The sequence below is a fragment of the Bartonella melophagi K-2C genome, assembly GCF_000278255.1.
In the GTDB taxonomy this organism is placed as follows: domain Bacteria; phylum Pseudomonadota; class Alphaproteobacteria; order Rhizobiales; family Rhizobiaceae; genus Bartonella; species Bartonella melophagi.
The window spans coordinates 361,863-381,107 of the sequence record NZ_JH725081.1; the positions used below are offsets into that span (position 1 = coordinate 361,863).

Sequence of the window (19,245 nt, forward strand, 5' to 3'; positions counted from 1 at the left end):
AACAATGCTTTAATGAATATTTACGAGTTAAAGGCGTTGTTTGATACTTATTTTTGAAGTTTGCTGCTTATACTCTCAAATGAGCATGTGTTGCTTTAAGCGATTAGGAGCGTTGTCTGTGATGACATATTATTTATCATCAAGAAGAGCATTTATTGTTTTTGGTTTTATTATTTGTGTGCTGTTGGCTGTGCCTTCTTTTGCGCAATCATCTCATCAGGTAGTGCGGGCTCAGGCTATTGCTGATCATTTTTCCAAGATTAAAACAATGACAGGGGATTTTATTCAGTTTAGCCCAAAGGGCAAAATGAGTGAAGGAACATTTTATTTAGAGCGTCCTGGTAAGATTCGTTTTGGTTATAAAGGGGTGCCTTTGCAGATTATAGCAGATGGCCAAATGGTGGGCGTGAACAATCGTGCGCTCAATACTTGGAACCTTTATCAACTTTCTCAAACACCGATGAAATTTCTATTGGACGATAAAATTAATATATCATCGAAGAATTTATTAGCGCTTCGTGAAGATCCTGGGGTGATAACAATTGTTTTGCATGATAAGAGCATTGGCAAAGGGCAGATAAGAATGATTTTTGATTCTAAAGACTATGGTTTACGCCAGTGGACGATTGTTGATCAGCAGAATTTGGAAACAACGGTTCAAATTATGAACGTGCGCACAGGGATTCGGTTTGTTGATGGAATGTTTACGATTCCTTATAAAAATATTGCAATATCGCGCAATCGGAATGGAAATTGATGTTTTTTCGTATTGCTACTTGGAATATTAATTCTATTCGTTTACGCCTTGCGCAAGTCCTTCAATATTTGGATTTCTTTGCGCCCGATATTTTGTGTTTACAAGAAACTAAATGTCCAGATCATTTATTTCCACGTGAGCCTTTTCAAGCGGTAGGTTATGAGCATATTGCACTAAGTGGTCAAAAATCTTACCATGGCGTGGCGGTTGTTTCACGTTTGCCTTTGTTAGGTGTTGAAAAGCGTTTTTTTTTGTCAAAAAAAAGAATGTCGCTATCTCTTAGTGGTTGTTCAACCCTGTGGTAGGACAATTCGGATTCATAATTTTTATGTTCCTGCTGGGGGTGATGAGCCTGATGTTAATGTGAATGAAAAATTTCGTCATAAACTTGATTTTTTAGAAGAAATGTCTTCTATCCGAGCTGATCAGGGTGATGGTTTGTCTTCTCTTTTGCTGGGTGATTTAAATATTGCTCCTTTGGAAGATGATGTGTGGTCTCATAAGAAATTATTGAACGTTGTTAGTCATACGCCAGTTGAAACTGAGCGTTTACAAACATTATGCCGTGAAGGGGGCTGGATTGATTTGATGCGCATTAAATTTCCAGTTCCTGCTAAACTTTATACCTGGTGGAGTTATCGCGCACGCGATTTTGCTCTTTCTGACCGTGGACGGCGGCTTGATCATATTTGGTCTTCACCAGATTTAGCGCCTTTTATGGATGATCTTTCGATTTTTCGTGCTGCACGGGGGGAACCTCAAGCTTCCGATCACGTTCCAGTGCAGACAGTGTTTGATTTTTCACGTAAAGTTTGAAATAAATGTTTGAAGAAACATAGCTAGGTTGATTTGAAGACCACGCAGGAGGGTAGATGCGGATGAATATTTTAAAGTGGATTGCTTCAGAAAGCTTTTACTATGGTTTCCTTTGTGTGTTTTTGATGTTGTCAGGATGTGCTGTTGGCCCTGATTATCATAAGACATCTTTCAGTGTTCCAGTAGATTGGGGGAGGCAATCTGCTCAAATATCTGACCACTCAGTTGCACTTGCGGGATGGTGGCGGCGTTTCAATGATCCTGTTTTAAATGAGCTAATCGATGATGCAATATCTGGCAATAATAACGTTGCTGTTGCAAAAGCACGCGTTCGTGAAGCGCGTGCCAGTGTGGGGCAAGTAGCGGGGTATCTTGCACCAAGTGTTTCTGGTTCAATTTCGGGCAATCGTTTTTCTGAACAGCCTGATGTGTCTTTAAGTCAATATCGTGGTGGTTTTGATGCTAGCTGGGAGCTTGATCTTTTTGGAGGTCATAAGCGAGCGGTTGAGGCAGCCCGTTATGGTCTTGATAGTGCTGTAGAAGATATGCGAGCGACCATGGTAACATTGTTGGGAGATGTGACAACAAATTATGTTGAAATGCGTGGTTGGCAACAAAAATTGTTGATTGCACATCGGATTGTTGTGTCGCAGCGTAAAACTTTTGAACTTATGCGTACCAAATTGGCTGCTGGTGAGGCTTCAGAACTTGATTTTTTAAATGCGCAAGCACAAATGACTAACACAGAGGCTGATATATTCCAGATGGAAGCTAATTTAGCGATGAGCATTCATCGTCTTTCTGTGTTGACGGGTCGTGTTCCTACGGCTTTGGAGGCTTTTTTACAAAAGAGTACTAAAAAAGAAGGGGCAATTCCACAACCACAATGGCCGATACCTGCAGGAATTCCAGCTGATATTTTGTTAACGCGTCCAGATTTACGGCGTGCAGAGCGCCAATATGCGCAAGCTACAGCACGTATTGGCCAACGTGAGGCAGATCTTTACCCATCGCTCACCTTAACGGGTCGTATTTCAACAGCGGCAACACAGATTGGCCATTTGGGAAAAAATTCAACCATTGGGTGGTCTTTTGGGCCTGGTATTCAATTTCCTTTTTTTGATGGGGGGCAGAGAGCTGCATCGGTTGAAGTGGCACGTGCACAGCGTGATCAAGCGTTTATTACTTACCGGGCAGAAGTGCTAGGTGCTTTAGAAGATATAGAAAATGCGCTGGTGAGACTTTATAAGGAACATCAGCGTTTAGAAAAGCTGATAGTTGCAAATGCAGCTGTTTTGCGTTCATTAAAGCTTTCCCAGCTCCTTTTTGAGAGTGGGGATATTAGTTTCTTTGAGTTTTTAGATGCGCGTCGTTCATATTATTCTGCGCAAATGGCGCTTAAAAATAACTGTGTTAGTGTGGCTTTACAGTATATTGCTTTGATGAAAGCATTAGGTGGTGGTTGGGATGGTGTGGTTGATGTTTCACGCCCGGAAATAGTGGATAATGTGGCGGGTTTTCACGTGAAAGTAAATGAGGGAGAAAAAGTTCAATCATGATGAAATATAACATGAAACGCAAAAAGCTTGTTTTATTATGCATTGTGGCTTTTCTTGTCGTTTTTTTAGGGTTGGTTCGTACTCTTTTTTTTGGAAATTCGACACAGGCTTATATCACAGCGGTGGTGAAACGTGGTGATATTGAAGAAAGTGTTTTAGCTTCTGGTATTGTGCGTCCTTATCGGCTTGTTGCTGTTGGTGCGCGCGCAACGGGGCGTGTCATTGCAATGCATGTTTCACCTGGCAGTGTTGTGAAAGAAGGAGATTTATTGGCAGAGATTGATCCCACAGATCAGGAAAATGATCTAAAAAGGAAAAAAGCTGTTTTATCTCATTATTATGCGAGTTTAGTGGAAAAAGAAGCCCACCTTACTTTAGCGCAGAAAAATTTGGCACGTCAAAAAGAGATGGTCAAAGCACATGCAGTTTCACGTGCTAACTTTGATGAAGCGGTGATACAAGTAAAAATACGTGAAGCTCAAATTGCTCAACTTCAGGAGCAAATTGTGCAAGCACAAATTGATGTTGAAAGTGCAGAAGTTAATTTAAGCTACACACGGATAACAGCACCTTCAGCAGGAACAGTTTTAGCAACGGTTGTTGAGGAAGGACAAAATGTTAATGCAGTTCAGTCGGTGCCAACAATTGTTATTTTAGGGGATTTGTCAAAAATGACAGTAAAAGCGCAAATTTCAGAAGCTGATATTTTGAAAGTTCACGCTGGACAAGCACTTTATTTTACGATTTTTGGTGATTCACAACGCCGTTATGATGGGATATTAGAAACGATAGAGCCTGCACCTGAAACTATTCGTAATGATATTAGCATTCATCCTGAGATGTCTGGAGGGGGGAGTGCTTTGGCATCATCGGCTATCTATTATAATGGGCTTGTGCATGTTGACAATAAAGACAATTTTTTACGCACTTATATGACAGCTCAAGTTCATATTATCTTAGGTCGTGCTCATAATGTATTGTTAGTGCCAAACGATGCTTTACATAATGAGACAAAAGAGCATAAAGCGTGGGTTCGGCTTTTGATTGGCAAAAATAAGGTGGTTGCAAAACAGATAACTATTGGGCTCAATAATAAAGTGATGGCTGAGGTTGTTTCAGGATTAAATGAGGGTGATGTGGTGATTACCGGCTCAAACGATGGACTGATATTAGCAGATACTGATTGGCAAAGCGAAGACGAGATTTAAAACATGGAAATAAAGCAAACAGATGCTCTCCTTGTCTTGGAAAATATCACACGTGAATTTCGCGCAGGTGATCCTGTTTTAAAAAATATTAATTTAACCATTAAACGTGGTGAAATGGTGGCTATTGTAGGGGCTTCTGGTTCAGGAAAATCTACGTTAATGAATATTTTAGGCTGCCTTGATCGGCCAAGTAGAGGGCGCTATTGGGTTTCAGGAAAAGAGATAGCTTTACTTTCAGCAGATGACTTATCAGCTTTACGGCGTAATCATTTTGGATTTATTTTTCAGCGTTATCATTTGTTGCATGAATTGACAGCCCTTGGGAATGTTGAAATACCAGCCATTTATGCACGGTGTGCATCAGCAATACGAAAAAAACGTGCACAAAGTCTTTTAACACGCTTAGGGATGGGTGATCGCATGGACTATCGCCCCAATCAACTTTCGGGGGGGCAACAACAACGTGTGTCGATTGCTCGTGCCTTAATGAATGATGCTGATGTTATTCTTGCAGATGAACCAACAGGTGCGTTAGATAAACACAGTGGTCAAGAAGTCTTGCGTATTTTAGACGAGCTTCATCAGGAAGGACGCACCATTGTTATGGTGACCCATGATATCCATGTGGCTAAGAGAGCACAACGCATTATTGAGATCAGTGATGGGGAAATTATTTCCGATAATGTGTCGAAAGTTAAAAAGGTAAGAAATGATATTCAGTTTCTTCGTGAAGAGAAAAATTTAAAAGATCATCAACAGCTTGGGTTTTTTCGTTCTTTTATGGATCATTTGTATGAAGCGTTTGCTATGGCTTTGTTTGCGATGAATGCGCACCGGATGCGGACTTTTTTAACAATGCTTGGGGTGATTATCGGTATTGCGTCAGTTATTGCGATGGTGTCTTTGGGCAATGGGACTCAAGAGAAAATTCTTGAAAATTTTAAAAGTTTAGGTACAAATATATTAACAATTTTACCTGGTAAGAATTTTTCTGATCCACTCGCAGACAAGATAACAAGTTTGGTTGAAGATGATGCACAAGCGTTATCGGGACTGCTTTATGTTGATGGTGTGACACCTCAGATTTCAGTGAGCTCAACAGTTTATTATGAGGGTATTGAAGCCAATGCTGTGATTGTTGGCGTGGGAGAACAATTTTTTCAGACACATGGGCTTGCAGTTGTTGAAGGACAATTGTTTAATCGACAAAGTGTGCGTGATCGAGCAGTTGATTTGGTAATTGAAAAAGAAGCCATTGCTTCTCTTTTTCCTCATAGTCATGAAAGTCCTGTTGGGAAAGTTGTGCGTGTAGGTAAGGTGCCTGCGCGTATTATTGGTATTGTGGATTCAAATAATGAGAAAGGTGCGTCAAATACACTCCAAGTTTATTTGCCTTATACAGCCGTACAAACCCGTTTTCTTGGAACTACAATTGTTCGAGCAATTACTGTGAAAATTGCTGATGATGTCGATTCAAAGTTGGCAGAAAATGAAGTACGGCGTTTTTTAATTATGCGCCATGGTCAGGAAGATTTTTTCATTAGGAATTCGGAATCGTTTCGTCAACGTTTGATGCAGAGTACACAGATTTTAACGCTTTTAGTGACTTCAATTGCGGTAATTTCATTGATTGTTGGGGGTATTGGGGTGATGAATATTATGCTTGTGACTGTGTCTGAGCGGATCAGTGAAATTGGGGTGCGCATGGCAGTTGGTGCACGTCAAAGTGATATTTTACAGCAATTTCTAATCGAAGCAGTTTTGATGTGTGCGATTGGTGGGAGTTTAGGGATTCTTTTTGGGCTTTCTATTGGGAGTTTGTTTTCGCTGTTTTCTCTACCTATTCAATTGGTTTATACGATAAATTCAGTCATTATAGCCTTTATTTTTTCAGCCTTTATTGGGGTGTGTTTTGGTTTTTTTCCAGCACGCAAGGCTTCACAGCTTGATCCTGTGGTTGCTCTGACACGTAATTGACAGATCTGTCTAAAGAAGAATCATGGTTGTCATCGTAGGTTTGCCACAGCGTTGATGGTTGTGTTTTGGTGAACATATACATTGATGATGATGTGTTGAGTTTTATAATTTAGCTTTTTGCATATGATCAAGGAATAATGGGATTAAATTAATACTGTTATGGTTGAGAGTTCATTATTTTCGCGGATCTTTAAGTGACTTCGAAATTTGGAGAGGTTTCTTCATTTTGCAAGATTTGTAACAGAAAAATATGATTGTGCATAAAGGGCATGACTATACGGGTTAATTTATGAAGATCTTTGAACTGGATTAATGAGGGAGGGATGTTTTTATGTTTGTCAAAAAATCAAGATGTGAAACCGTACTTATATTTATAGTACAAAGGTGTAATGTGGCCGTAAGAAGAAAAATCTATGTGACCTGAGGGTGATAAAAATAAGAGCTTAAGTGTTTTAATTAAGAAAATTTATGGCAAGTGAAATCAAGTGAAATGGTGTGTGAAAATTAAAATGCGGTTCTGATATATACTCCAATACTTTTAATATATTCAGAAGCAAGAATGCGCATTTGATTGACTTGTTTGATCCAACTGCCTGAAGCATTCTCTTTAATGGGATATGCAATAAAATGTATATGGGGCATTAAATGTTTAAGTTCGAGCAAAGAGCGCACCATATGATAATCATGCGTGACAATATAAACTGTCTTATAGTTGTGTTGTTTAATCCAGGCAGCGCTTTCTTGAGCATTGCCTTTAGTATTTGTTGCTTCATATCCAAAATCAACACGAGAAGCCAAAAGATGCGGATTGATATGCGCGGTGTCAATCAGTTTATTAAGGTCAATTGTCGTATTGACTCCGCTGATCAATAGTCGAGAGCCAAGCCCTTTTTGCAAGAGGTCAAACCCTGTTTTTATTCGATTTTCTCCACCTGTAAGAACAACAATTGCATCTGCTTGTGGCAAGGGGATTGGGGGGGTTAAGTGCTCAATTTTTTCCGAGAAAGTAACGAATGTGGCACCAATGAACAAAATTATAATAAAAAGAGCAACTACTGTTAATGGTACATAGCGTGAAAAGCGTTTATAGAACCGTAAGACACTTATGGTGGACTTTGCAATGCAACACTTGGGCGGATTATTGTGTGCTGATGATTGAAGATGGGGTGAAAGGTTTGTCATGAAACTAAAATAAACCGTTTTCGTGCTGATCAATTTTTTTAAGTTGTGCTAAAATAGTAATCCGACTTGTTAGTGTGGTGAGAAGGGATACAAAAAGAATAAGGCTAAGAATTTTCCCATAGGTAGAGAGATTTATCGAAAAATGTCCAAACAAAGCGGTAATTTGGCTGCTTTGTGCTGTGCCCAAGTTATTATTTGTCCAGAAGAAAAAGGCGCTAAAGAGAAATGCGCCCGCAACACCACCATACAATGCACCACGTAGTGCTGTTTTAAAAAAATGCCAGTCAAATTGTTTAGCAATGAAATGGGGGTCAGTGCCAAGGAAATGTAAGACATTGATAATATGAGAATTTTCTGCAAGTGCGTTGCGTGTTGCAAAGATAATCGTAAACATAAGCGAGCTTAAAACCAGTGCTAAAATTGAAAAGCCGATAAGAACAGTTGTTTTTGCCATTGTCACAAAACGATTGACCCAAAAGCGATGATCATCAAACTGGCCGCCTGGGATATGTGTTTTAATGGCTTGGTTGATGGCATGAAAGTCGGTTTTTTCATCCTTGTTTAAAGTGACAATAATAAGCCGGGGAATAGGCAATTTGCTCAAGGTTAAGCCTGTTCCAAGCCATGGTTCAAGCAATTTTTCAGTGGCTGCTTGATCAACAATTTTAGCTTCTTTTACACCGTGAAATGTTGTGACTAATTGAACTGCATTGTGCAGAGCTTGTTCAATATCGACATTTTCAACGGGGTGTATGTGAATTGTTGCTTCATTGCTAATTTGAGTATTCCAATTGTGAGCAGCTTGGTGCACTAAATCAACACCGCTTAATGTTAAACTTGCAAGAAATGTCATAATAGCAATCACAACAACCAAAGCTTTTCCAGAAATATTATCACTGGGAATAATAGCAGTTTTAGTTGTTTTATTGCGTGTAAAAATTGATTTTTGAATGCGAAAGATGGGGAAAGACTTAGTCATAAATTGTCATCCGTCCATTATGAAGAATCATACGTCGTGCTGCGACTTGTTCCATCAATGTGACATCATGGGTGGCAATGACAACAGCTGTTCCAAAACGATTTAATTCAATAAATAAGCGCAAAAGGCGTTTTGCTAAAGGCGGATCAACATTTCCTGTTGGTTCATCAGCAAGAAGAATTTCAGGTTGATCGATGAGAGCGCGTGCAATTGCCACTCTTTGTTTTTCTCCACCTGAAAGAACAGGCGGTAAAGCGTGAATATGGTTTCCAAGACCAACCCATTGTAAGAGATCTTCTACTTCACTGCGATATGTTGCTTCTTCTTGCCCTTTAATGCGTAGAGGCAACGCAACATTTTCGTAAGTTGTCATATGATCAAGCAAGCGAAAATCTTGAAAGACAACACCAATGCGTTGTCGTAAAGCAGGAAGTTCTTGTCGTTTAAGTAAGGCTGTATCATTTCCAAATAGATCAATATGACCACGGGTTGGTCTGATAGACAAAAACATCATACGCATCAAGGATGTTTTACCCGCCCCAGACGCTCCAGTTAAAAATTGAAATGATCCATGCGGAATATGAAAGCTTACGTCATGGAGGATTTCAGACCCCATCCCATAGCGCAAACCGACATTTTCAAAACGAATCACTCTAAGTTACCACTTTTGCTTTTAAATTTAAGTCATTATCATTGACTTTTTTTATAGTAGTTTCAAGTTTTTACACTCGATGTTCTTTGGATGTTCCTTTTGCCATTTTTCCTATTTGAAGTTGTATTGATGATTTAAAATGGGGTGTTGGTGGTGTATTTGTGTATTTTACGCTAAGCACCGATCTTCTGTATTTTGGCGGTTAGCGATAAGTTCGTCAACAACCTGTGGTTCAGACAGGGGTGAAATGTCTCCTAGATTATCAAAATTATTTTCAGCGATTTTACGCAAAATACGTCTCATAATTTTTCCTGATCGTGTTTTGGGCAATTGAGGAGCAAATTGAATTTTATCTACTGTGGCGATAGGCCCAATTTTTTTTCTAACGTGTTGAATCAATTTTTGACGTAATTCTTCATCCGCTGGTGTGTTATGCATTAAAGTGACAAAACTATAGATTCCCTGCCCTTTGATAGGATGAGGATATCCCACAACAGCTGCTTCTAAAACAGTAGGATGTGAAACAAGTGCTGATTCAATTTCAGCGGTTCCTAGTCTGTGTCCAGAGACATTGAGAATATCATCCACCCGCCCTGTAATCCAATAGTAGCCATCACTGTCGCGTTTACAGCTATCACCTGTAAAATATTTTCCTTTATAAGAAGAAAAATACGTTTGAATAAAACGCTGGTGATCATTATAGAGAGTACGCATTTGGCCAGGCCATGAATCTATAATACAAAGATTACCTTCACCTTCGCCTTCCAGAACATTGCCTTGAGAGTCAATGATTTGAGGTTGAATGCCAAAAAAAGGATGTGTAGCTGACCCAGCTTTAAGTTCTGTAGCTCCGGGTAATGGAGTAATCATATGACCCCCTGTTTCCGTTTGCCACCATGTGTCAAGAATGGGACAGCGGCTGTTCCCAACCGTATGGTAAAACCATTTCCATGCTTCTGGATTAATGGGTTCGCCTACAGTGCCTAAAAGACGTAGAGATGTTCTTTTAGAGCGTTTGATGAATGAAGTTCCTGCGCCCATTAAAGTACGAATAGCGGTTGGTGCGGTATAAAGCGTATTCACTTTATGCTTATCAACAATTTCCCAGAATCTCCCCTGATCGGGAAAAGTTGGAGAGCCTTCAAAGATTAAAGTTGTAGCGCCGTTACATAAAGGCCCATAAACAAGATAAGAATGGCCAGTAATCCAGCCAATATCAGCAGTACACCAATAAATTTCACCAGGATGGTAATCAAAAACATATTGATGCGTCATTGATACATAGATGAGATAACCAGCTGTGGTATGCACGACGCCTTTTGGTGTTCCTGTTGATCCTGAGGTATAAAGGATAAAAAGTGGATCTTCAGCATTCATTTTTTCTGGAGGGCAATCGGTTTTGGTGTGTTGCACTTCTTTATGGTACCAGAAATCACGTCCTTTGACCCAATCAATTGGTTCATTTGTGCGCTGTATGACCATAACTTGTTTTACATGCACATTGTGGTGTGCTGCAAGATTAATGGCACAATCAATATTATTTTTTAGATCGATCCGTTTGCCTCCCCGCACAGCTTGATCAGAAGTGATAACAAAAGTTGATTTACAATCAATCATACGTTTTGCTATAGCTTCAGGGGAAAAACCAGCGAAGATAACCGAATGAATAGCGCCAATACGGGCACATGCCAGCATTGCGTACACTGCTTCAGGAATCATTGGTAGATAGATGATGACTCTATCGCCTTTTTGAACGCCTCTGTTTTTTAAGATATTGGCAACACAGCAGACCTTCTCATACAATTTATTATAGGTTATTTTTTTATCAAAATAAGGGTTATCACCTTCCCAAATGAGTGCAATTTGGTTTCCATGTTTTTTTAAATGGCGGTCAATGCAATTATAGGCAACATTTGTGACTCCATCTTCGTACCATTGAATTGATACATTGCCATTAAAGCATGTATTTTTTGCTTTTGTGTAGGGTTTAAACCAGTCAATACGCTGACCATGTTTTGCCCAGAAAGCTTCGGGATCATAAATGCTTTCTTGATACCATTGCAGATAAGTGTCGTTATCAATCAAGGTATTTTTTTGGATACTAGCTGGTATTGAATAGATTTTATCAGACATAATTCTCCTCCCCATGTGTTTTATAGAAAAAACGACCATGTGTTCTAATAATTATTTAAACTTATTCCTCCATAAGCTTTATAGTCAGAATAAAAGCTTATTTTTAAAATAAACTATTTGGTAGGACTTTGAAAGTATTATTTTTTTGGGTTTGTTGTCGTTATGTTAAGAGAAGTGTTTCTATGCTCAAAAAAGCGTTTTAATAAAGAAACATTTTGGAATTTTTGGAGGGATGAGGAAATATATGAACTGCCTTTTAGAAAGGGAGGGGTATAATTTTGAGAGAGGGGTATATAATTTAAGCAAAAGAGCACTTAGAGTGGACGTTGTCCAAACAAAGCTGTACCAATACGAAGGGTATTTGCACCAAATTGAAGAGCGGTTTTAAAGTCATTTGACATACCCATAGACAGTTTTGAAACACCAGCTCTTTTTGCAAGTTTAGCTAAAAGGGCAAAATAGGGGCCAGAATTTTCTTCAACTGGGGGAATTGCCATGAGGCCTATAATATCAAGCCCATATTGATTTTTACATAGGGTTACAAAATCAGCCACTTCTTGCGGTGCAATGCCACTTTTTTGTGGTTCTAATCCGATATTGACTTGAACATAACAAGGAAGATATTTTTTTTGTTTGTGCATTTCTTCGGATAATTTTTGGGCTATTTTTTCTCGATCGACGGTTTGAATAATATCAAAAATTTTGACAGCTTCTGCTGTTTTGTTAGATTGTAAGGGGCCGATAAGATGGAGTTTTATGGCTTCAAATTGCTGTCGTAGGAAAGGCCATTTTTGTGCTGCTTCTTGTACACGGTTTTCAGCAAAGAGTCGTTGACCTGCTTGCAGTAGTGGAACAATATGTTGTGCAGCAACGGTTTTTGAAACAGCAATTAACTCAACACTCTCTAATGAGCAGTGGTATTCTTTGCACGTTGCAGCAATGTCTTGTTGAAGGTTTTTCCACGCTTCAATGGAGGAGGTATTGAGTGTGCCCATGTTTTGTTGTGCCTGTTTTTTGTTTAAAGTTTTGAGTCATTGTTTATAAAAGCTTTTAAAATTTCTATTGAAGAGGTTGACGGTAGCTTTAATCCATGGTGAAGCATTTACAAAGCTTTTTGGTTCAATTTTGTAAAGAGTATAATGGGAATGACAATTGAGCGCTATAATCCACGTGCACGTGAACAACAATGGCAAGCGGTTTGGGATGAAAGACAAATTTTTCAAACCTCTCATGATGATGGGCGTGAAAAATATTACGTTTTGGAGATGTTTCCCTATCCTTCAGGGCGCATTCATATGGGGCATGTGCGCAATTATACCATGGGAGATGTTGTTGCACGTTATAAACGTGCCAAAGGGTTTAATGTGCTGCATCCCATGGGGTGGGATGCTTTTGGTATGCCAGCTGAAAATGCTGCCATGCAAAATAAGGTGCATCCAAAAGTTTGGACTTATCAAAATATTGCAGTGATGCGTGGGCAATTAAAGCAATTGGGGCTTTCTTTAGATTGGTCACGTGAATTTGCAACTTGCGATGTGGAATATTATCATCGTCAACAAATGCTCTTTCTTGACTTTTATGAAAAGGGACTGATTGCACGTAAAGTGGCCAAGGTGAATTGGGACCCTGTTGACCACACAGTTTTAGCCAATGAGCAGGTTGTTGATGGAAGAGGTTGGCGTTCAGGTGCCTTGGTTGAACAGCGAGAATTGATTCAGTGGTTTTTCAAAATCAGTGATTTTAGTGAAGATTTATTAAAAGGACTTGAGAAGCTTGATAAGTGGCCAGAAAAAGTCCGCATTATGCAAAAGAACTGGATTGGTAAATCACAAGGCCTTTTGATTGGTTGGGCTTTAGATAAGACAAATGTTGCTGATGATATATGCCAAGCATTTGATGAAGTTGTCTGTTATTCAACCCGCCCAGATACTTTATTTGGAGCATCTTTTTTAGCTCTTTCTATAGATCATCCGATTGCGCAGGCTTTGGCGCAAAAAGACAACGAGCTTGCTGCTTTTATTGAAAATTGCCGCTGTGGTAGCATGACAACTGAAGCACTTGAAACAGCTGAAAAACAAGGATTTCGCACGAAGCTTTTAGCTGTTCATCCATTTGATTCAATGGTGCGTATTCCTATCTATATCGCTAATTTTGTATTCATGGATTATGGGACGGGTGCTATTTTTGGGTGTCCTGCCCATGACCAAAGGGATTTAGATTTTGCGCGTAAATATGGTCTTCCTGTACGAGCGGTGGTTTTGCCAAAAGGTGCTGATGCCAAGGATTTTATGATTTCTGAAACGGCTTACAGCGGTGAAGGCGTGATGATTAATTCAGATTTTTTGAATGGTCTTACGGTGAGGAAAGCTTTTGAAGCAGTTGCTAAACGCCTTGAAAAACAGATCTTAAATGGTAAACCTCAGGGGAAAAGAACTGTGCAATTTCGATTGCGTGATTGGGGAATTTCGCGTCAACGTTATTGGGGGTGCCCGATACCTATAGTTCATTGTGCTACTTGCGGGGTGGTTCCTGTGGCACGCACTGATTTGCCAGTTGTCTTGCCTGATGATGTGACTTTTGATAAGCCTGGCAATCCTCTTGCACGCCATGAAAAGTGGCAAGAAGTCACTTGCCCTTCTTGTGGGCAGTTGGCAAAGCGCGAAACCGATACAATGGATACATTTGTGGATTCTTCTTGGTATTATGCGCGTTTTATCTCACCTAGAGCACAAGAACCAACGGACCAGAAAAAAACGGCACAGTGGTTGCCTGTTCAACAATATATTGGTGGTATTGAACATGCGATTTTACATCTTTTATATGCACGTTTTTTTATGCGTGCGATGAAGATTTCTGGCCATGTTAGTGTGGATGAGCCCTTTGAGGGGTTGTTTACGCAAGGCATGGTTGTTCATGAAACCTACCGTAATGAACAAGGGTGGGTTGCACCAACGGAGGTTTCCATTGTTGAAAAAGACGGGAAACGCCAGGCTTATAAATTAACCGATCAAAGTCATGTGACGATTGGTTCAATTGAAAAAATGTCGAAATCAAAAAAGAATATTATTGATCCTGATGATATTATTGCTTCTTACGGGGCAGATACGGTGCGCTGGTTTATGTTGTCTGATTCTCCTCCTGAGCGTGATGTCATTTGGACAGAAGCAGGAATTGAAGGAGCACATCGCTTTGTGCAACGCATTTGGCGCTGTGTGGCTTTGAGTGCTTCAGTTTTGAAGGAAGTTGAACCGTGCACAGGCTGTCACGGTGAAGCTTTTGAGCTGTCAAAAGCAGCACATCGCACACTTTGTGCTGTGGAGGATGATTTAGAAAAACTTGCCTTTAATCGGGCAGTTGCACGCCTTTATGAATTATTAAATACGATGATGCCATTTTTAAATAGGGTGGAAAATATTGATGATGAAATGAAATCTGCTTTGCGCCAAGCAATGGATTTTTTCTTTGCAATGATTGCACCTATAATGCCGCATTTGGCAGAAGAATGTCATGCTGCTTTTGGGGGGAAAACACTAATTTGTGAACTTTCTTGGCCTGTTTTTGACCCTGCATTGACAATTGAAGAGTTTATTACTTTGCCGGTGCAGATTAATGGTAAAAAACGCGGTGATATCACCCTTTGTGTGACAGCCAATAAAGAGGAAATTGAAAAGGCAGTTTTGGCTCTTGAATGTGTTAAAGCGCAGCTGGTAGAAAAGTCGGTGAAGAAAGTTATTATTGTTCCACAAAGGATCATCAATGTCGTTATTTAAGTGGGTATTTTGTGCTGGTTTTACTTGTTTGTTCATGTTTCTTTATGGGTGTAGTGTTGAGCCTCTTTATCGTCAAAAGGTTCAAGGGGGGGGGCAGGTGGCATCACAACCGGGTGGTGCTGCCTTGCATGGGAAGCATTCAAAAGCGGTTTCTTCAGATCTTGCTGCAAAATTTGCTACAGTTGTTGTTGAGGAACCTTCAGATCGTTTTGGTCAGATGGTCCGCAATCATTTATTGTTTCTTATGTATGGGAATGGAAGCAAGCCTTCAGTTCCGGTTTATCAATTATCACTGCACACATCAGTTGCTACGCACACATCTGTGCAAGTAGAAATTTATGAAGATCCAGATGGAATAGGGCGTTCTTCTGTTGGGACAGTGATAAGCAGGGCTTCTTATATATTAAGAGATATGAATAATGTTGTTGTTGCTAAAGGTAAAGGAGCTATGAGTGCATCTTTTGACCGGCTTCGTCAAGAATATGCAACAGTGCAAGCTGAAGAAAATGCGCAAAAGCGTGTAGCTGAAGAGTTGGCTGAACAAATTTTTATGTTACTTTCAAAAGATTTGGTAAAACTTTAAGCGCTTTTTATGCAATAGCTTATTCATAATTAAAGTTTGGTTGGTTTTTGTACAAAAGAGGCGTCAAAATACCAATTGATTGGAAATATTTGTAATCTTTTTATCAATGATAAGGTGTTTATCAATTACAAGATATTTTGAACATAAAATTATTTCTGACAAAAAGGCTTTACGTCTGCACTGTTTAATATTGCCTTTTTGACATGGTGAGTGATGTTAGAAATAGTGCAAATGGGGAGGGTTTAAGTTTGTATTATTTATCTATGTGTGATGCAAATTTCATAAAAGCTTCTGTAGCATTAATTGTACGCTCATTGAGTGTTCTGTAAAGGGGGGGGTAGAAATAAACGGGAGAATGATTTGCGAGATTTAAGTGAAGTGGTGAGGTTGGTAATCTTAAGAGTTTTTTTTAAGTGGCAAGGCTGGTTGATTGGAGTGAGAATAAAATAGGAATATTGGTTGATTATTGTTGATATGGAGTGGGGGAGCGACAAGGAAGAATAGTAAGGTAAGATTAAGAGTTGTTAAACTCAATGCAATGCCAAGAAATGCTCGTATAAAAGGGGAAATCAAACGTGACAGAGATAAAAATTGTTTCGGTTTTGGTGCCACTTCCTGTTCCCCATGCTTATAGCTATGAGGTTCCTCCTTCTATGGGGGTAGAGATTGGATCTTTTGTTCGTGTTCCTGTGATGGGGCGTGAGGTTTGCGGTTTTGTGGTGGCCATTGATGAGCAGACAGAGGATAAAGATGGGCAGGGACCTGTTCCTATAGCACGTGAAAAACTGCGCTTGATTACGCATGTTTTTGATTGTCCACCATTAAAGGCTGAAATGATTGCGTTTTTGCGTTTTGTCAGTCACTATACAATGACGCCTTTTGGCTTTGTTGCACGGTTAGTTTTGCGTGTACCAACAGCATTAGAGCCGGAAGCACAGACTTTAGGTTTGCGTTATTGTGGGGGAGATGTTGGCCGTTTAACACCAGCGCGTTCACGGGTTTTAGAGGTGGCGCGTGAGGGACTAGTGTGGACACACTCTGGTCTTGCCCGTGCAGCGGGGACTTCTGTCTCGGTTGTTGAGGGTTTAAAAGGGCTTGGGGTTTTTGAAGAAGTGATGATGCCAACTCTTCCGCTTGTGGCAATGCCGGATCCTGATTTTTGTGTGCCTGTTTTGGAGGAGGAACAAAAATCGGCAGCAGCTCTTCTGCGCAAAGGTGTTTTGTCTTCTCAATTTCAAGTTTTTTTGCTTGATGGGGTTACTGGGGCAGGTAAGACGGAAGTGTATTTTGAAGCTGTCGCTCAAGCACTAACGTGTGGTAAGCAGGTTTTGATTTTATTGCCAGAAATTGCTTTGACACAGCAGTTTTTAGATCGTTTTCATGCGCGTTTTGGAACACCAGCGGTTGAGTGGCATTCAGATTTAACACCACGTCGTCGTGAACGTGTGTGGCGCCAAGTTGCAGAGGGGCAGGTGCGGGTTGTTGCGGGTGCGCGTTCAGCACTTTTTTTGCCATTTCAAGACCTTGGTTTGATTGTTGTTGATGAAGAGCATGATGGTTCTTACAAACAGGAAGAACGTGTTTTTTACCATGCGCGTGATATGGCTGTTGCACGGGGTTCTTTTGAAAAGTGTCCTATTATTTTATCTTCGGCCACACCTTCAATTGAAAGCCAGGTTAATGTTTTATGGGGGCGTTATCAGCGGGTTGCTTTATCATCGCGTTTCCAGGCTGTTGCACTACCACACTTACAAGTGGTGGATATGCGCAAAGGAGGGGTGGAGAAGGGGCGTTTTATTTCTTCTGTTCTCGAACATGCTTTAAGACAAACCGTAGACAAAGGAGAGCAAGCTCTTCTTTTTCTCAACAGACGAGGTTATGCACCTTTAACACTGTGTCGGATTTGTGGGCATCGTTTTCATTGTGTCAATTGCTCAAGTTGGTTGGTTGAACACCGTTTGTATGGTCAACTTAAATGTCATCATTGTGGTTATCACGAGCCTAGTCCAGAGGCGTGCCCTGAATGTGGTACGCTTGATCATCTTGTTGCTTGTGGCCCGGGGGTGGAAAGGATTGCAGAGGAAACACGCGAACTTTTCCCACAGGCACGTTTGCTGATTTTGTCAACGGATTTAAAAAGTGGAATAGGTCAGTTGCGACGGGAATTGGAAGCAATTACAAACAAGGATGTGGATATTATTATTGGAACACAGTTGGTGGCTAAGGGGCATCATTTCCCTGGTCTTTCTTTGGTTGGGGTGATTGATGCTGATCTTGGTCTTGCGAATGGTGATTTGCGGGCAAGTGAACGCACTTTTCAGCTTTTATCACAGGTTACAGGAAGGGCTGGACGTATGGGTTTGGAAAGTTTAGGATTGTTGCAAACTTATCAGCCAGATCATCCGGTCATACAAGCATTGCTTTCGCAACAGCGCGAGAATTTTTATACGCGTGAGATTGCCACACGTCAGCATTATCATTTACCGCCTTATGGACGGCTTGCATCTTTAATTGTATCTTCAAAAGAGCGCAAAGCTGCAGAAAATTATGCACGTGTCTTACGCCGGGTTACGCCAACGGTGCAGGGTGTTTCGGTGATGGGGCCAGCAGAAGCACAACTGGCACTTGTGCGTGGGCGATATCGTTTTCGGCTTTTGCTGCATGGGCAGCGCTCGTTTGATATGCAAGGGTTTATTCGTGCAATGATTGCAAATGCACCCAAAAGACCTGGTTCAGTTCAAGTTCAAATTGATATTGATCCGCAGAGTTTTCTTTAAAAAATAAAGTAATAAAAAATAAATGCGTTTGTTTTAAAAAAATATTGTTTAAGAGAGGATAGTTTTGAGCAAGATGATGAGGTTTGTGGTTTTTATTGTTGCTTGGCTTTTAGGAGGAGTAGAAGCACAGTCATCGGTTACAGATGTGATTAAAAGCAATGAAGCAAAAGAAATGCAAAGCATTGATACAACAGTTTTTGTTTTTGCTTATCGCTTGATGAAAGAAAGCGAAAAAATTTTTCAACCAATGATGACTTCTCCACAACAAACGATGCAGTCTCTTTGTGGTTTTCCCGTGGCGCATTCACGCCAATTGATTTATCAATATGCAACCTTTTATGACACGGTGCTTGAGCAAAATATTATGGCTTTTAATAAGGAGTTGAGCCTTAATGGAACAAAGAGGGAGGGTGTGATGACAACACAAATTTTACAGCATTTACACACCCATCGCAAATTGATGGAAAAGGCTCATATACTCAATCTTTCTGCAGATGTGGTGGAATTTTTTGACAGATGAGAATTTAAAAATAGATGTATTGTTGTCTAAGTTTGGGGCTGATATTGCTGCTTTAGTGTTTGATACTTTTCATGATGCAGATATGAATCATATGAACCAGTTGAAAAATATGTCTGAAGATATCAAACAGAGGCTGAGAGAAAAATGTGGACCTGATAGCGAGTTGGAAGAGCAATTTTCAGGGGCATTGTAAATATTTCATTTAAAATTTTCAAAAAGCGTTGCTTTGTGGTGTTGCGAGTCGATTGTGTCTATGCTAGGAGTGAAGAAATTTGTTCATTCTGAATTTCAAGAAGAAGATTCTTAAAATTTGAGATATTTGATCCATTTTA

General features: G+C 40.1%; 14 protein-coding genes and 1 pseudogene. 10 read left to right on the forward strand and 5 right to left on the reverse strand.

Annotated elements, in window-relative coordinates; genetic code table 11:
* The first annotated feature begins 121 nt into the window (after positions 1 to 121).
* The 5 genes and pseudogenes from ME3_RS01450 to ME3_RS01470 all read left to right on the forward strand — a co-directional run bounded on the left by ME3_RS01450 (position 122) and on the right by ME3_RS01470 (position 6,317).
* Positions 122 to 757, forward strand: coding sequence for a LolA family protein (locus tag ME3_RS01450; protein WP_007476444.1), 636 nt, complete (start codon positions 122 to 124; stop codon positions 755 to 757).
* Positions 757 to 1,573, forward strand: a pseudogene (locus ME3_RS01455) (exodeoxyribonuclease III). The gene ME3_RS01450 and the pseudogene ME3_RS01455 overlap by 1 nt, the downstream one beginning before the upstream one ends.
* Before the next feature lie 56 nt (positions 1,574 to 1,629).
* Positions 1,630 to 3,132, forward strand: a complete 1,503-nt coding sequence (locus tag ME3_RS01460; protein ID WP_007476450.1) for an efflux transporter outer membrane subunit — start codon at positions 1,630 to 1,632, stop codon at positions 3,130 to 3,132.
* Complete coding sequence (locus tag ME3_RS01465) at positions 3,129 to 4,340, forward strand: efflux RND transporter periplasmic adaptor subunit (protein ID WP_007476453.1); 1,212 nt, start codon at positions 3,129 to 3,131, stop codon at positions 4,338 to 4,340. Before ME3_RS01460 ends, ME3_RS01465 begins: the two co-directional genes overlap by 4 nt.
* Before the next feature lie 3 nt (positions 4,341 to 4,343).
* Complete coding sequence (locus ME3_RS01470) at positions 4,344 to 6,317, forward strand: MacB family efflux pump subunit (RefSeq protein ID WP_007476455.1); 1,974 nt, start codon at positions 4,344 to 4,346, stop codon at positions 6,315 to 6,317.
* A gap of 504 nt (positions 6,318 to 6,821) precedes the next feature.
* On the opposite strand, the gene ME3_RS01475 is transcribed toward ME3_RS01470, so the two are convergent.
* The 5 genes from ME3_RS01475 to ME3_RS01495 all read right to left on the reverse strand — a co-directional run bounded on the left by ME3_RS01475 (position 6,822) and on the right by ME3_RS01495 (position 12,258).
* Positions 6,822 to 7,499, reverse strand: coding sequence for a YdcF family protein (locus ME3_RS01475; protein WP_007476456.1), 678 nt, complete (start codon positions 7,497 to 7,499; stop codon positions 6,822 to 6,824).
* A gap of 4 nt (positions 7,500 to 7,503) precedes the next feature.
* On the reverse strand, positions 7,504 to 8,478 hold the full coding sequence (locus ME3_RS01480; protein ID WP_007476459.1) for a cell division protein FtsX: 975 nt from the start codon (positions 8,476 to 8,478) through the stop codon (positions 7,504 to 7,506).
* Complete coding sequence (gene ftsE, locus ME3_RS01485) at positions 8,471 to 9,130, reverse strand: cell division ATP-binding protein FtsE (RefSeq protein ID WP_007476461.1); 660 nt, start codon at positions 9,128 to 9,130, stop codon at positions 8,471 to 8,473. Before ftsE ends, ME3_RS01480 begins: the two co-directional genes overlap by 8 nt.
* A 168-nt stretch (positions 9,131 to 9,298) precedes the next feature.
* The gene (acs, locus tag ME3_RS01490) at positions 9,299 to 11,263 is read right to left on the reverse strand and encodes an acetate--CoA ligase (protein ID WP_007476463.1); all 1,965 of its coding nucleotides are present in this window, start codon (positions 11,261 to 11,263) and stop codon (positions 9,299 to 9,301) included.
* A gap of 314 nt (positions 11,264 to 11,577) precedes the next feature.
* Positions 11,578 to 12,258 carry a YggS family pyridoxal phosphate-dependent enzyme gene (locus ME3_RS01495; RefSeq protein ID WP_007476465.1) on the reverse strand — a complete coding sequence of 227 codons (681 nt, stop codon included), beginning with the start codon at positions 12,256 to 12,258 and terminating at the stop codon, positions 11,578 to 11,580.
* A 150-nt stretch (positions 12,259 to 12,408) separates the two neighbouring features.
* Between ME3_RS01495 and leuS the strand changes: the two genes are divergently transcribed.
* The 5 genes from leuS to ME3_RS07125 all read left to right on the forward strand — a co-directional run bounded on the left by leuS (position 12,409) and on the right by ME3_RS07125 (position 19,106).
* On the forward strand, positions 12,409 to 15,033 hold the full coding sequence (leuS, locus tag ME3_RS01500) for a leucine--tRNA ligase (RefSeq protein WP_007476467.1): 2,625 nt from the start codon (positions 12,409 to 12,411) through the stop codon (positions 15,031 to 15,033).
* A complete protein-coding gene (gene lptE, locus ME3_RS01505) occupies positions 15,020 to 15,616 on the forward strand; it encodes an LPS assembly lipoprotein LptE (protein WP_007476469.1) in 597 nt (198 codons plus the stop codon). The genes leuS and lptE overlap by 14 nt, the downstream gene beginning before the upstream one ends.
* Before the next feature lie 575 nt (positions 15,617 to 16,191).
* Positions 16,192 to 18,393 carry a primosomal protein N' gene (locus tag ME3_RS01510; RefSeq protein ID WP_007476471.1) on the forward strand — a complete coding sequence of 734 codons (2,202 nt, stop codon included), beginning with the start codon at positions 16,192 to 16,194 and terminating at the stop codon, positions 18,391 to 18,393.
* A gap of 73 nt (positions 18,394 to 18,466) precedes the next feature.
* On the forward strand, positions 18,467 to 18,913 hold the full coding sequence (locus ME3_RS01515) for a hypothetical protein (RefSeq protein ID WP_245256334.1): 447 nt from the start codon (positions 18,467 to 18,469) through the stop codon (positions 18,911 to 18,913).
* On the forward strand, positions 18,903 to 19,106 hold the full coding sequence (locus tag ME3_RS07125) for a hypothetical protein (RefSeq protein WP_245256335.1): 204 nt from the start codon (positions 18,903 to 18,905) through the stop codon (positions 19,104 to 19,106). Before ME3_RS01515 ends, ME3_RS07125 begins: the two co-directional genes overlap by 11 nt.
* Positions 19,107 to 19,245: the final 139 nt, after the last annotated feature.